The sequence below is a fragment of the Enterococcus sp. DIV1411a genome (genome assembly GCF_050531945.1).
In the GTDB taxonomy this organism is placed as follows: domain Bacteria; phylum Bacillota; class Bacilli; order Lactobacillales; family Enterococcaceae; genus Enterococcus_B; species Enterococcus_B faecium.
In genome coordinates, this window is sequence record NZ_CP172892.1 from 281,918 (window position 1) to 295,484 (window position 13,567).

Below are 13,567 nucleotides of genomic sequence, written 5' to 3' on the forward strand. Positions count from 1 at the left end.
AATTGTCTCCCTTTAATTGTTAGGATGGAATATTATCACTCTTAAACAATAAGTTAAAAAAATACTTGTTTACATAAAAAAAGATTATTTAGATGCGATAATATCATAGATAAAGAAACATTCATCATAAGAAACAGTGATCCCAAATTCTGTTTCAATATTTTTGAAGGCCTTTTTTACATGAAAAATTGTTTCATGAGAAGGTCTTGTGTCATCTTCTGATATAATTTTAAGTTCATGACCGTTTATCAATGTACGCTCAATTAGACACGCTGTATGAATCAAAAGTTTTAAAAGAATGGAATGAGTGAATTTTTTGTGGAAAGTACATTCCAATTCTTGGATAAAATCCATTAAGCTTTTTTGGATCTTATTCCCAGCTAATAAGTAGAGATATTTGTCCACTGCTTCAATTCCCATATCAAAAAACGATATTTCTTGTGAATGAGTGGCTGCTGCCCTTTTTTGATTGTTGTTCTTCAGTCGTAAGATGACAAAGCATCTTATCTTTGAATAAAAAAATAGAACTACCTAAGGAAGCGTTTCGGCGCTTCCTTTTTCTATATGATCGTTTAATGACTGTAGGAATTCAGTATACCAAAAGAAAACCGCCTTTTTGAATAAACTTGATAGTGGTCAATTTTTTATGATGGATAAGTATCTATACTTAGTCTCGTAAGAATGAAAAGGAAAAGAGGGAGAAAGATGAAATTACAAAAGTGGATCCAAGAGCATCGAAATCATATCACCGCCTTATCAGCTGTGTTGATTATTTTTGGTTTTATCGGGAAATTTACTGGATTTGTCTTGTTCTATAACATTGCTCTAGCCATAGCTTCTATTATTGCGGTCATACCTATTATAATCCATGCGTATCAGGCAGTAAAAGTCAAAGTTATCTCAATTGATTTACTCGTTACTATTGCTGTGCTTGGTGCCTTTATGATCGGAGAATACAAGGAGTCAGCTATCGTTACATTCTTGTTTTTGTTTGGTAGTTATCTGGAACAAAAAACATTGACCAAAACGCGGGAATCAATCAAGGCTTTGACCGAGATGGCCCCATCGACTGCCAGCGTTGTCCAAGAAGATGGAACGACCGAAGAAGTGGAAATCGATGACGTGGAAGAAGGCGATATCGTCTTAGTAAAAACTGGTGGAGCTATTCCTGTGGACGGACGAGTCATTGACGGGAAAGGGTATGCGGATGAAGCCGCAGTGACGGGTGAATCACGACAAGTCGTCAAAATCAGTGGAGATAACGTATTTTCTGGAACGATTTTAGCAGATGGCTACGTGACGATCGAAGCAACTAAGGTCGGAGATGATACGACCTTTGCCAAAATTATAGAATTAGTCGAAGAAGCACAAGATACCAAATCACATGCGGAAAAATTCATTGATCAATTTTCTCAGTATTATACTCCAACCGTTTTACTTATTGCGTTGCTTGTTGGTCTGATCAGTCGTGATTTTCGTTTAGCCATCACTGTTTTGGTTCTTGGTTGTCCTGGCGCTTTAGTCATTGGTGCGCCTGTTTCGAATGTAGCAGGAATCGGTAATGGAGCGAAACGGGGCATCTTAGTCAAAGGCGGTGAAGCAATGGATACTTTTTCCAAAATCGATACTTTTGTCTTTGATAAAACCGGTACATTGACCAAAGGAACTACTGCTGTATCCACTATCAAGAACTATACAGAGGATGAAGGGGACAGCTTAGCTTTAGTGGCTCGATTAGAAACGTTATCCGATCATCCTCTGGGGCGCGCCGTGATCCATTATGCTCAGGAGAAAGACATTGATTTTCAACAATTAGCAGTCAAAGATAATCAGACGATCAAGGGACAAGGAATCACAGCTGAGATTGATGGTCATACAGTTTGTGCGGGCAACACCAAATTGATTGCCGCTCACAAACTTTCTCTCACACCAAAGCAAGTACAAGATTTACATCAATTACAACAAAGAGGCAGCTCAGTCATTATTGTAGCAATCGACAAAAAAATCACTCAAATCATTGGTGTGTCAGATGTGATTCGACCAGAAGTCGCTGAACAATTAGCTATGTTGAAACAAGCAGGAGCAAAACATTTAGTGATGCTGACAGGTGATAATCAGATGACTGCTGATTATGTAGCTGATATGTTAGGCATTGATGAAGTCCATGCTGAATTATTGCCAGATGAAAAGGTTCAATTTGTGAAAAAATACCAAGAACAAGGATTGCACGTTGCTTTCATTGGAGATGGAATCAATGATTCTCCCTCTTTGGCTGCGGCTGATATCGGGATTGCTATGGGATCAGGAACGGATGTCGCTATCGAAACGAGTGACGTTGTCTTGATGCAATCTAGTTTTGGATCGTTGGTTCATGCTTACCGTTTGGCTAAGAAAACTGTTTTGAATACCCGTGAAAATGTAGTGATTGCCATTGGTGTCGTCTTATTTTTACTCATCGGCTTATTTGCCGGGTTTATTTACATGGCTAGTGGGATGTTCGTTCACGAAGCTAGTATCTTGATCGTTATCTTTAACGCGATGCGTTTATTGTATTTTGGACACGAAAGCAAAGAAGAAAAATCGTAAAACTTGATAAGAATCAATTTTTTTATGGAAGCTGTAATCTAGAATAAGACTATCAAGAAAAAGGAAGGAAGAACTACGATGAAAAAAATGATTATGCAATTAGATACACTAGCTTGTCCAAGCTGTATGCAAAAAATAGAACATGCGGTTTCTCAACAGCCTGGGGTAAGCAATACGAAAGTTTTGTTTAATGCGAGCAAAATCAAAGCAAACTTTGATCCAGATGAAGTCCACCCTGAACAATTAGCTGCAGTTGTGGAAAAATTAGGTTATGAAGTCCAATCAACAAAAGTAAAAGAGGCGTAAATCAGTGAATATAGTGGAAGAAAAATTTGCTCAAGAAACAAAACAAGCAGATATCGATCATCATAAACCAACTGCTGGCGCCATGGTGGGGCATGTATTGGCAAATTTTAAATTAGAAGAAATGAAATTGATCCAAGCACAATTGTATGTTTTGGGTACATCTTCGCAAGAATTAAGTACCCTTTTTTCAGAATATGCTGATCAAGAAGCGAGATGGTTCAATAAAATCTCTCATGAGTTAGTGATTGAAAATGAAATCGTTCCGTCTACTTTAGAAGAAGTCATGCGTTATGGAAAAATTTACGAACATGGTCAAAACAAATATTTACCAGCCTCAACAATGTTGGAAAACTTTGCAAAAGATTTTGATTTCCAAAATGTCTTTATCACACGGGCAATCAAATTAGCTGAAAAAGAAGAAAAATATGGCTTGCAACAATTGCTTGTTGAACTTTTAAGTTTCAATAAAGAAATCATCTACCAAGTACAAAGACTCCAAGGAAAAACTGTCCGACAAGATTTGGATGAGGAAGACGATGATGACTAAAAGTCTATGTTTCTTCAAATACAAATATAAAGCGTGAGGTAAATTGGAAAATCACGAAGATTAAAATAAAAGAAGCACCCGCTGATGTATTACAGACAACATCAGCGGGTGCTTCTTAGTTTTTAAAAGGTTTAAAAGATGGATGAGAAAATACAAAAAATCAATAAAATCACATTGCTTATTTGATAGAATAAAGAAGTGGGAGTAATCGAAAGGAGTTTTTTAATTTAAAAAAAGGATTTTAGTAACAATTGGTCTAGCTTTTTTGTTAGCTGGTTGTACCAACGGGAATGAATCGAAAAAAGAATCAACAAAAGAAACAGCGAAAGCAACAATTGCAACTACTACAACAACTAGCACAGAGAGCAAGCCAACTGCAGCAAGTACGGAAACAGCAGATACCTCTACTTCGTCAGAGTCTTCCAAAACGACTGAAACAACTCAAACATCTACTTCAAGTTCTTCTGTAGAGGCTTCATCTTCAGAAAGCAGCGAACAAGTCGAACAAACACTGTGGAATGCAGACAAATCCGCACAATTAGAGGCATTTATGGCTACATGGGGCCAAACAATGGGACAACAATACAAAAGCTATACGAATCAAATGAGTGTGGACTTATATGGTCTTAAAGTCCCTCAAGTTATTTTGAACGGGGAGTGGAAGATGGCTATTGGTGGAGTGCCTGTTTCTGCAGAATGGTCAGAAAGTGGGACAGGTCAAGCAGACTATCAAATCACAGCCGTCTATTCCGATGCAGAGACAGAACCATATCTGAAAAAGCACGTCTATCTATTCGGGTTTCAGCAAAATCAGCCAAAAGTATTGGTGACACAACAAAATCAGGGGAATCCCGATAATTATCTTTACTTTAACGAGACAGCGAATAATGAATTGAAAAATGGCTTTAATCAAATCGTTTATGGGTAAGTAAACCAGTGAGAGTGAGAGAAAGAAGAGACTCAGTGGAAAATATTAATTGATTGCTATGTCTAAGAATTAAGATGAAGGATGAAATTTCTAGTTTCGTCCTTCATCTTAGTTACGTTTTACTTGGATAACTATAATAATAACGATAAATAGTTTTCTCTCGACTTCTTTAGAGATTGAATAAACCCTCCAATACTAAAATTGAATGTTGCAAGAGCATGGATAAAGTCCATATAATTGTGTAAAAGATAAAAGGCCATGTAACAGCCCTTTTACGGTACAATGTTTTTAACCACAAAAACATACCCAGGAGGACGTTACATGACCCAAGTACATTTTACACTGAACAACGAAGAGGTTCAAAGTATTATTGAACATTCGGTAAAAGATGATATTTCTAAAAATATTTTAACCACTGTTTTCAACCAATTGATGGAAAATCAACGAACAGAATATATTCAAGCCGATGACTATGAACGTTCAGAAAGTCGTCAGAGTCAAAGAAATGGCTATTATGAGCGAGACTTTACGACTCGTGTGGGTACACTCGAATTAAAAGTGCCTAGAACACGTGATGGTGAATTTTCACCGACGGTGTTTGAGCGTTATCAGCGAAATGAAAAGGCACTGCTCGCTTCAATGCTTGAGATGTATGTTTCGGGCGTTTCGACACGTAAAGTTTCAAAGATTGTTGAAGAGCTATGTGGAAAATCTGTATCGAAATCTTTTGTTTCTAGCCTGACTGAGCAGTTAGACCCGATGGTCAACGAATGGCAGAACCGTTCACTCTCAGGTACGAATTATCCTTATCTGATGACTGATGTTCTCTACATAAAAGTCCGTGAGGACCATCGAGTGCTTTCTAAAAGCTGCCATATTGCGATCGGGATAACAGAAGGTGGCGACCGTGAAATCATTGGCTTCATGATTCAAAATGAAGAAAGTGATGACACATGGTCCATCTTCTTTGAATACTTAAAAGAACGCGGCCTAAAGGGGACAGAACTCATCATTTCTGATGCCCATAAAGGCCTAGTGTCTGCGATTCGTAAGTCATTTACCAACGCAAGTTGGCAGAGATGCCAGGTCCATTTTTTAAGAAACATCTTCAGTTCCATTCCAAAAAAGAATTCAAAACCGTTTAGAGAAGCAGTAAAAGCGATCTTTAAGTTTACGGATATTGAACTCGCTCGAACAGCTAAGAATGCCTTAGTCGGTGAATATATCGACCAGCCTAAATATACAAAAGCCTGCGAAATATTGGATAATGGCTTCGAAGATGCCTTTCAATACACGGTTATCGGAAATAGTCATAATCGGCTAAAAAGCACCAACCTTCTTGAACGACTGAACCAGGAAGTCCGCAGAAGAGAAAAGATTATTCGGATTTTTCCCAACCGAACGTCTGCCAATCGATTAATTGGAGCTGTCCTTATGGACCTTCATGACGAATGGCTCAGTTCTACAAGAAAATATATTAAGTTTGATCAATGAGAGACCGGTAAAACATTGTATAGTATTTTACACAGGATTATGGACTTGACTAGAGCATGAATTGCCAATTGTATTATTAGAATTTTTATAAAATTGCACCTTTAGTTTCTTTAGATAAAATGATACAATGATTGTTAAAATTGTGAAAGGGTGGTCATTTGTTAGAGAAGTTTTTGGATATGTCGTTAGTTCAACGTATTGTTGTTGGTATTTTAGTCGGAATATTGTTTGGTATCTTTTTCCCCACGTGGACATTTATTTCAATATTGGGGACGTTGTTTGTCAGTTGCTTGAAGGCAATCGCACCTATTCTGGTTTTTTTCTTGACGATGGCGTCAATTGCCAAGCATAAAATTGGGAATAAGACATTCGTGAAGCCTATTTTGATCTTATATTTAGTGGGAACATTGCTTTCTGCACTTGTAGCAGTCATTGTAAGTTCAATTTTTACTGTTCCTATTACTTTACAAGAAACAGTATCTGAAAAAGCACCGCAAAGTTTGGAAAGTGTTTTATCTACTATGTTGACGAATGTCACACAAAATCCTGTTCAATCTCTTATTGATGCGAATTACCTTGGCGTTTTATTCTGGGCTGTATTGTTGGGACTAGCTTTTCGAGCACGTTCAGAATCGACAAAAGAGTTGGTGGATCAGATATCTATAGCGTTGTCACAAGTCGTACAAGTGATTATTGCATTTGCTCCGATAGGGATTTTAGGATTGGTTTATCAATCAATTGCTACGACTGGAATCGCTGGATTGGCAGAGTATCTGCAGCTTTTACTTGTTTTGATCGGTACGATGCTGTTTGTCGCATTAGTTGTGTACCCATTCCTCACGTTTTTGTTTATTAAAGAAAATCCCTATCCATTGATTTTCTTTTGTTTGAAAGAAAGCGCACTTCCCGCTTTCTTTACCCGAAGTTCTGCCGCAAATATCCCGATAAACATGATGTTGGCTGAAAGATTGAAATTGACAAAAGAGTCTTATTCCATATCGATCCCGTTAGGTGCTACGATCAATATGGGCGGTGCCGCGATTACCATTTCCTTGATGACGTTGACTGCTGTACATTCTTTAGGGATTGAAGCACCATTTGTTTTGAAAGTCCTTTTATGTATTTTGTCTGCTTTAGCTGCTTGTGGAGCTTCAGGTGTTGCGGGCGGTTCACTGTTATTGATTCCATTAGCATGTAGTTTGTTTGGTATCTCTAATGATGTCGCGATGCAAATCGTTGGTATTGGATTTATTATCGGTGTTATCCAGGATTCAATGGAAACTGCCTTAAATTCGTCAAGTGATCTGTTGTTTACTGCAATAGGAGAGCTAGGCGCGCGTAAAAGAAGTGGGGAAAAAATCAAATTGAAAGATTGTTTAGATGGATTAAGTGAACGTTGAACGTTAGATATTTAGTATTTTTAAAATGATTCGAGTTTTTAATGAGTTATATAGATGTTCGTGTAAATAGAGGTTTCTGTTAAATCAAGATAAAGTCGTTTATAATAACAATTAAAAGCATAGGTAATTGTTATTGGAGGCGTATCATGGATTTTTTACGTAAATTTGGTTTTTTCTTTTTATTATTAGGCGTGCTGAGTGATTTTTTGACTCCGTACGTATTAGGATTGTATTATCCTGAATTAGATCAAATGAAGAGCGTGATCAGTGTATTTGGAGAGGTTTCCAGTCCTGTAAGAAAAGCGTTTCTTATTTGGTCTGTGGTTTCAGGGATCTTTTTCATCCTGTCATTGCCTGCATTGTATGCTGCATTTGTAAGTACATCTCGTGTGTTAGCTACCCTAGTTACAGCAGCCATCGCGTTCTATGGTATAGGTGATTGTATCTTTACAGGTTTGTTCAGTATCAATACCCATGAATCTTCGTGGAATGTTTCGACATGGGTCCATAATATCGGATCAGGTTTAGGTTACAGTGGTTTTTTATTGTTTCCAGTTCTTCTTTTCTTGATCTATCGAAAAAATGGGCAAATGGACGTAAGCCACTTATACCTTGGACTGTCTGTGATCAGTTTGCTTTTTGCGGCGATTTATGGACTGGCAAGAATTCCTTCTATAAATTCTTGGCCATTACTGAATAAAATAGGTTTTTGCCAAAGAATCAGTTTTTTCTTTAATTATGTGCCCATTGCCTGGTTGAGTATCTTGCATCTCAAACAGTAAAACTTGAGCCGTCAAATTGAACAGTCAGCGGATACTTCATCCGGTGGCTGTTTTTTGTTTTTCTGAAATATATATTTCCACAGTTTTCTTGTATAGCTTCTGTCTTAGAGAAGCAAGGAGCTATATTTTGTGCTACAATCTTAAAAAGGTAGAGAGAAGACCAAATGGAAGACAGAGGAGCCACTAAAATATGAGAAACATCAAGTTGACAATCGAATATGACGGAAAAAGATATTCAGGATGGCAAAGACTTGGAGATGACGATAAAACCATTCAAGGAAAAATCGAAAAAGTATTGCATCAGATGACAAATGAAGAGATAGAAATTATTGGATCAGGAAGAACAGATGCTGGCACCCATGCGCGAGGACAAGTAGCAAATTTTAAAACAAACACAGAAATTGGACTGGCAGAAATGATCGACTTTATGAATCGTTACCTTCCGCGGGATATTGTCATCAAAAGAATCGAAGAAATGCCTGAGCGCTTCCATTCAAGATATAATGCGGTGGGCAAAAAATACAGCTATTATGTTTGGAACAACGTGATTCCTTCAGCATTTGAGCGAAACCACAGCTTTTATTTCCCTCAAGAGTTGGATATGGACAAGCTGAATGCAGCTTGCGAAAAATTAGTGGGTACACATGATTTCATTGGTTTTTCTGCATTGAAAAAATCAAAAAAATCCACAGTGCGTACGATTGATGAATTATCTATCGAACGAAAGGGAGAAATGCTTCATTTTACTTTTGTCGGAGACGGATTCTTATATAAAATGGTGCGGATTATCATGGGGACATTACTAGAAATCGGCACAGGTGCCATGCCGATAGAAACAATCGATGAAATATTTGAAAGCAAAGTGCGGCAACATGCAGGAGAAACCGTCCCTGCACAAGGTCTGTTTTTGGATGAAGTTTATTATCGCTCATAAAAAAGAATCATCTTTACTCGACTTCTGAGAATTGGAGAACATCCCTTTTTTCAGAGGTCGTTTTTTAGTTAAACCAAACCATAGAGTATGCTTTTTAAGATAAAGATCATCTTATATCATCTGAAGCTGCTTATCTTCTTTGAATAAATACGATTCAATCGATTATTTCCTCACTTTATGATAAATTACAGCTAAAGTCACTAGCTTGTCTTCTTCGGAAAGGAGGAGAATCTATGGATGAGGAACAAATATTCATTCAAACACTTTATAATCTGATTTTGAATCCGAATACACGAGATTGGGAACGAAAAGTATTTATTCAGACAAAGAATGACACAAGAGAAAATATATCCGTTAAAGAACAGTTATCAAAACTAGAAGTAACACTACGTCCATTAGCTATCCGAATGAATCTGACGCCTGATGTAATGGACTTTTATTTATTGATTACGGAAGGATTTGATAAGGAGCAAAAATATGACTTTTCCAAGCATGCCATGCAAGATGCTGACTATCAAGAACGTGCAGTATTTGCAGGGGGATGTTTCTGGTGTATGGTCGAGCCGTTTGAATCGAAAAAAGGGATCCTATCTGTTTTGTCAGGATACACGGGCGGACATGTTGAAAAACCGAATTATGATCAAGTAAGTGGTGGTTACACAGGTCATGTGGAAGCTGTGGAGATCATTTATGACACAAGAGAAATAAGTTATAGCGAGTTGCTGACAATCTATTGGCAAATTACTGATCCCACAGATACATTTGGACAATTTCAAGATAGAGGGAAGCAATATCGTCCAGTGATTTTTTATCAAGACGAACGACAAAAAGAATTAGCGGAACAATCAAAACAGAAACTAGACAGTTCAGGAACTTTCCACCAACCAATCGTCACAAAAATCGAACCAGCCGGTACGTTTTGGCCAGCAGAAAACTATCATCAGCAATTTTACAAAAAACAACCGAAACGCTATAAAAAAATCCAGCAAGCACGTAATCAATTTCTGATCTATCAACGAGTAAAAAACAAATGGCAAAAAAATATACGAAAAAATCATTTTGATTAACTCCTTTTCTTTAAAATGTAGTAAACTAAAAATAGAAAACAAGAAAGCGTTTTAAAAAGATTTGATGAGGAGGAGAAAAATTGTATATTGCAGATAGTGCACGTTATGAAAAAATGGAATATCGTAAATCCGGTCATTCAGGTTTGAAATTACCGATTTTATCTCTCGGATTATGGCAAAATTTTGGTGATTATGATCCTATCCATAATCAAAGAGAGATTTTAAGAGGCGCATTCGACATGGGAATTACCCATTTCGACCTTGCGAATAATTATGGAGGCCCTGCTGGAGCTGCAGAGAAAAACTTTGGGCGTATTTTTAGAGAAGATTTTCAAGCCTACCGTGATGAACTGATTATTTCTAGCAAAGCAGGTTATCATATGTGGGAAGGGCCATATGGGGAATGGGGCTCTCGTAAATCCATCATATCAAGTTGTGACCAAAGTTTCCAAAGAATGGGGCTAGATTATGTTGACATCTTCTATCATCATCGCCCAGACCCTGATACACCTTTGGAAGAAACAGCAGAAGCGTTGATGCAACTTGTAAGACAAGGAAAAGCATTATATATTGGTATATCCAACTATAATGGAGAAGATACAAAAAAATGACTGAAATTTTAAAAAGAAAGGAAGCACCGTTCATTATTCATCAGATGCGCTACAATATGTTTTCTCGTGCACTACTAGAAGACGATCTATCTCCAGTATTAGAAGAAGAAGGGCTAGGGGCAATCACGTTCAGTCCGCTTGCTCAAGGGTTGCTGACAAATCGTTATCTACATGGTATTCCTGAAGATTCTAGAGCACATCGTAAGGAAATACCATTCCTTTCAGAAGAACAAGTTGGATCAACTCTGGAAAAAATCAAAGCACTGCAAACAATCGCCGTATCACGAGGACAATCATTAGCGCAAATGGCCCTTGCATGGAATTTACGACAAAAATCTGTTACAAGTGTACTGGTCGGAGCAAGTCGGTTAAGTCAGTTACAAGAAAGTGTTCGAATGATGGATAATTTAGATTTCTCACCAGAAGAAGAATTGAGAATCGACCAAATTCTAGAATAGAAACGATGTAATCAAACTTTTTATCCATATATTAAAAAAAACAAAAGATGACATCAAGAATCGAATGAAGATCGTCTGTTATTGAACATCATATTTTTTGTCGATCAAAATAAAAATGATCGAAGGCTAGGAGTGAATTTTATCCTAGTCTTTTTTATGGTAAATATCTTCTTCGTTTGTATGTCTATGAACGGATTAATCGATTTTTTATACAAAAAATCATCAGATGATTCAAACGTGTTATAATAATTACGAAAAAATACATCAGATGAAAAGGAGGTATGTGGTTTGGAAGAAAATAAAACCCTAGTAGAAGTAACTACTGACAAGATCCTTAGATATTTAAAGGAAATGCAGTTGCAAGTAGGAGATAAACTGCCGAATGAATATGAATTGTCCGATTATTTAGAGGTGGGGCGAAGCACGGTGCGAGAAGCTGTGCGGGCTCTAGCTTCCAGGAATATCCTTGAAGTTCGGCAAGGAGCGGGGACATTTGTCAGTGATAAGCGAGGGATTGCCAATGACCCACTCGGTTTTTCTTTGATTGAAGATCAGGATCGGATGATACGAGACTTATTTGAACTGAGATATTTATTGGAGCCTAAGATGGCAGGTTTGGCAGCGGAATATGCAACGAAGAATCAAATCGTCCAAATGAAAAAATTAACGCAAAAGATTGAAACTTCTTTTCGAGAAGGCACACAAGAACATGTTCAATTAGACATCGATTTTCATACGATGATTGCAGAAGCTAGCGGAAACATAGCCTTGCTGCATATTATCCCAATCATTAATGAATCGATTGCTTTGTTTAATAAAAATTATGATATCCAGCATCTGAAAATCGAGACGATCGATATTCATACAGAGATCGTTCAGGCCATCGAAAGGCGGAACGTACTTGCTGCGTTTGACGCAATGACTGTCCATATGGCAATAAATCGGAGAGAATTACAGAAAATAATAGGAGAAAAAGAAGCTAATTGACAGTTCATCTGATGTATTTTATGATAAATACATCAGATGATTTTTTGTTTTATATTTGGTAAAAAAGAGGAGTAAATAGTTTCTGTTCACCAAAATGTAAGCGCTGACTAATAGACAAAAAGAGATGACGTCAAGGAGAAGAAGCAGGAATGAGGGGATCTGGAATGAGTTTTATGGATAAATTAGCCAAAGTTTTAGGGAACGTGGCAACGAGAATCAATAATTTAAGGTATATCATGGTGATAAAAAACGCATTTGCTGCATTGATTCCGGTAATTATTACGGGTGCTTTTGGCACATTGTTTTTAGCAATGGTCTTTGACTCGGAAAATGGCTTAGCACAGATAAGTTACTTGCGTTTTTTAGAAGAATTAAAGCCTATCGCATCTGCCATCAGCTATGTCACACTAAGTTTCTTGACCATCTATGCTGTTTTTCTAATAGGGATCGAATTAGCCAAGCTGAATAAAGTGGATGGTGTATTCCCTGGTATCATCGCAGTGATGTCTTATTTATCTGTTAATCCAACTGTTTATGAATTAGTGAATGAAAATCAGACTGTTATAGTAGAAAACGTATTGGCTAAACAATATACAGACACGAAAGGGTTATTTTTGGGAATGTTGGTCTCCATCCTTTCTATTGAACTTTATTGCTGGTTGAGGAAACAGAAGAAACTACAGCTGAGAATGCCTGATACCGTGCCAACGAATGTTTCTGCTAGTTTTTCTGCTTTATTCCCGACGATTCTGACTGTATCGGGTATCGCGGCTGCGGGATTTATCATCAAAGAACTTACAGGAATGTACCTTTATGATATCATTTACAATGTCGTACAACGCCCATTAGAAGGTGTCGTTCAAGGGTTACCGGGTATTTTGCTATTGATGTTTATTGCGCAAGTCTTTTGGGTGATTGGTATCCATGGAAATCAAATGGTGAAGCCGATACGGGAACCGTTGCTTTTAGCGGCAATTTCTGTAAATACGGAAGCTTTTGAAGCTGGAAAAGAAGTACCGAACATTATTACTATGCCATTTTGGGATATGTATATGAGTATGGGTGGGTCTGGAGTCACGATCGGTTTACTGATTGCAGTATTGTTAGTTGGAAAACGGGAGGATATGAAACAAATCACCAAGTTATCCCTTGCTCCTGGGATCTTCAACATTAATGAACCAGTTATTTTTGGTATGCCGATCATGCTGAATCCAATTTTAGCTATTCCGTTTATCTTAACGCCTCTTATCACAGGAACGATTGGTTATTTTGCAACCGCTTTAGGGTTTGCGGCGAAAGCAGTTGTAATGGTCCCTTGGCCAATGCCGCCGATCGTCAATGCTTATCTGGCAACAGCAGGAAATATCGGTGCAGTTATTACGCAACTTGTTTGTATTATTGTTTCTATTTTGATCTATCTGCCATTTGTAAAAGTAGCAAATCGTGTGGAAAATGATGGGATCTAAA

12 protein-coding genes and 1 pseudogene are annotated in these 13,567 nt (G+C 37.5%); 12 read left to right on the top strand and 1 reads right to left on the bottom strand.

What is annotated here, in order from left to right; all coding sequences use genetic code 11:
• Nucleotides 1-84 precede the first annotated feature (84 nt).
• The gene (locus tag IGJ87_RS01385) at nucleotides 85-405 is read right to left on the bottom strand and encodes a PRD domain-containing protein (protein WP_002330723.1); all 321 of its coding nucleotides are present in this window, start codon (nucleotides 403-405) and stop codon (nucleotides 85-87) included.
• Nucleotides 406-705: 300 nt separating this feature from the next.
• Here IGJ87_RS01385 and IGJ87_RS01390 point away from each other — a divergent pair, with 300 nt between their 5' ends.
• The 12 genes and pseudogenes from IGJ87_RS01390 (at nucleotide 706) to IGJ87_RS01445 (ending at nucleotide 13,566) form a co-directional block, all read left to right on the top strand.
• Nucleotides 706-2,586 (top strand): heavy metal translocating P-type ATPase, encoded by a 1,881-nt coding sequence (locus IGJ87_RS01390; RefSeq protein ID WP_002300907.1) that lies wholly within the window; start codon nucleotides 706-708, stop codon nucleotides 2,584-2,586.
• A gap of 78 nt (nucleotides 2,587-2,664) precedes the next feature.
• Nucleotides 2,665-2,892: a heavy-metal-associated domain-containing protein gene (locus tag IGJ87_RS01395; protein WP_002300905.1), complete on the top strand. Its 228-nt coding sequence runs from the start codon at nucleotides 2,665-2,667 to the stop codon at nucleotides 2,890-2,892.
• 4 nt (nucleotides 2,893-2,896) lie between these two features.
• Complete coding sequence (locus IGJ87_RS01400; RefSeq protein ID WP_002312676.1) at nucleotides 2,897-3,439, top strand: ferritin-like domain-containing protein; 543 nt, start codon at nucleotides 2,897-2,899, stop codon at nucleotides 3,437-3,439.
• Between the two features lie 250 nt (nucleotides 3,440-3,689).
• Complete coding sequence (locus tag IGJ87_RS01405) at nucleotides 3,690-4,367, top strand: DUF4767 domain-containing protein (RefSeq protein ID WP_025477866.1); 678 nt, start codon at nucleotides 3,690-3,692, stop codon at nucleotides 4,365-4,367.
• Between the two features lie 321 nt (nucleotides 4,368-4,688).
• Nucleotides 4,689-5,861 carry an IS256-like element IS1542 family transposase gene (locus tag IGJ87_RS01410; protein WP_104807992.1) on the top strand — a complete coding sequence of 391 codons (1,173 nt, stop codon included), beginning with the start codon at nucleotides 4,689-4,691 and terminating at the stop codon, nucleotides 5,859-5,861.
• 179 nt (nucleotides 5,862-6,040) lie between these two features.
• Nucleotides 6,041-7,261: a serine/threonine transporter SstT gene (sstT, locus tag IGJ87_RS01415; RefSeq protein WP_002304113.1), complete on the top strand. Its 1,221-nt coding sequence runs from the start codon at nucleotides 6,041-6,043 to the stop codon at nucleotides 7,259-7,261.
• 146 nt (nucleotides 7,262-7,407) lie between these two features.
• A complete protein-coding gene (locus tag IGJ87_RS01420; RefSeq protein WP_002294730.1) occupies nucleotides 7,408-8,043 on the top strand; it encodes a DUF998 domain-containing protein in 636 nt (211 codons plus the stop codon).
• 190 nt (nucleotides 8,044-8,233) lie between these two features.
• The gene (gene truA, locus IGJ87_RS01425; protein ID WP_002300898.1) at nucleotides 8,234-8,977 is read left to right on the top strand and encodes a tRNA pseudouridine(38-40) synthase TruA; all 744 of its coding nucleotides are present in this window, start codon (nucleotides 8,234-8,236) and stop codon (nucleotides 8,975-8,977) included.
• A 233-nt stretch (nucleotides 8,978-9,210) separates the two neighbouring features.
• Nucleotides 9,211-10,044, top strand: a complete 834-nt coding sequence (gene msrA, locus IGJ87_RS01430) for a peptide-methionine (S)-S-oxide reductase MsrA (protein WP_104770920.1) — start codon at nucleotides 9,211-9,213, stop codon at nucleotides 10,042-10,044.
• Between the two features lie 113 nt (nucleotides 10,045-10,157).
• Nucleotides 10,158-11,113: pseudogene (locus IGJ87_RS01435) on the top strand (aldo/keto reductase).
• Between the two features lie 288 nt (nucleotides 11,114-11,401).
• Complete coding sequence (locus IGJ87_RS01440) at nucleotides 11,402-12,100, top strand: FadR/GntR family transcriptional regulator (protein ID WP_104770919.1); 699 nt, start codon at nucleotides 11,402-11,404, stop codon at nucleotides 12,098-12,100.
• Nucleotides 12,101-12,249: 149 nt separating this feature from the next.
• Complete coding sequence (locus IGJ87_RS01445) at nucleotides 12,250-13,566, top strand: PTS sugar transporter subunit IIC (RefSeq protein ID WP_104770918.1); 1,317 nt, start codon at nucleotides 12,250-12,252, stop codon at nucleotides 13,564-13,566.
• The last annotated feature ends 1 nt before the right edge of the window (nucleotide 13,567 follow it).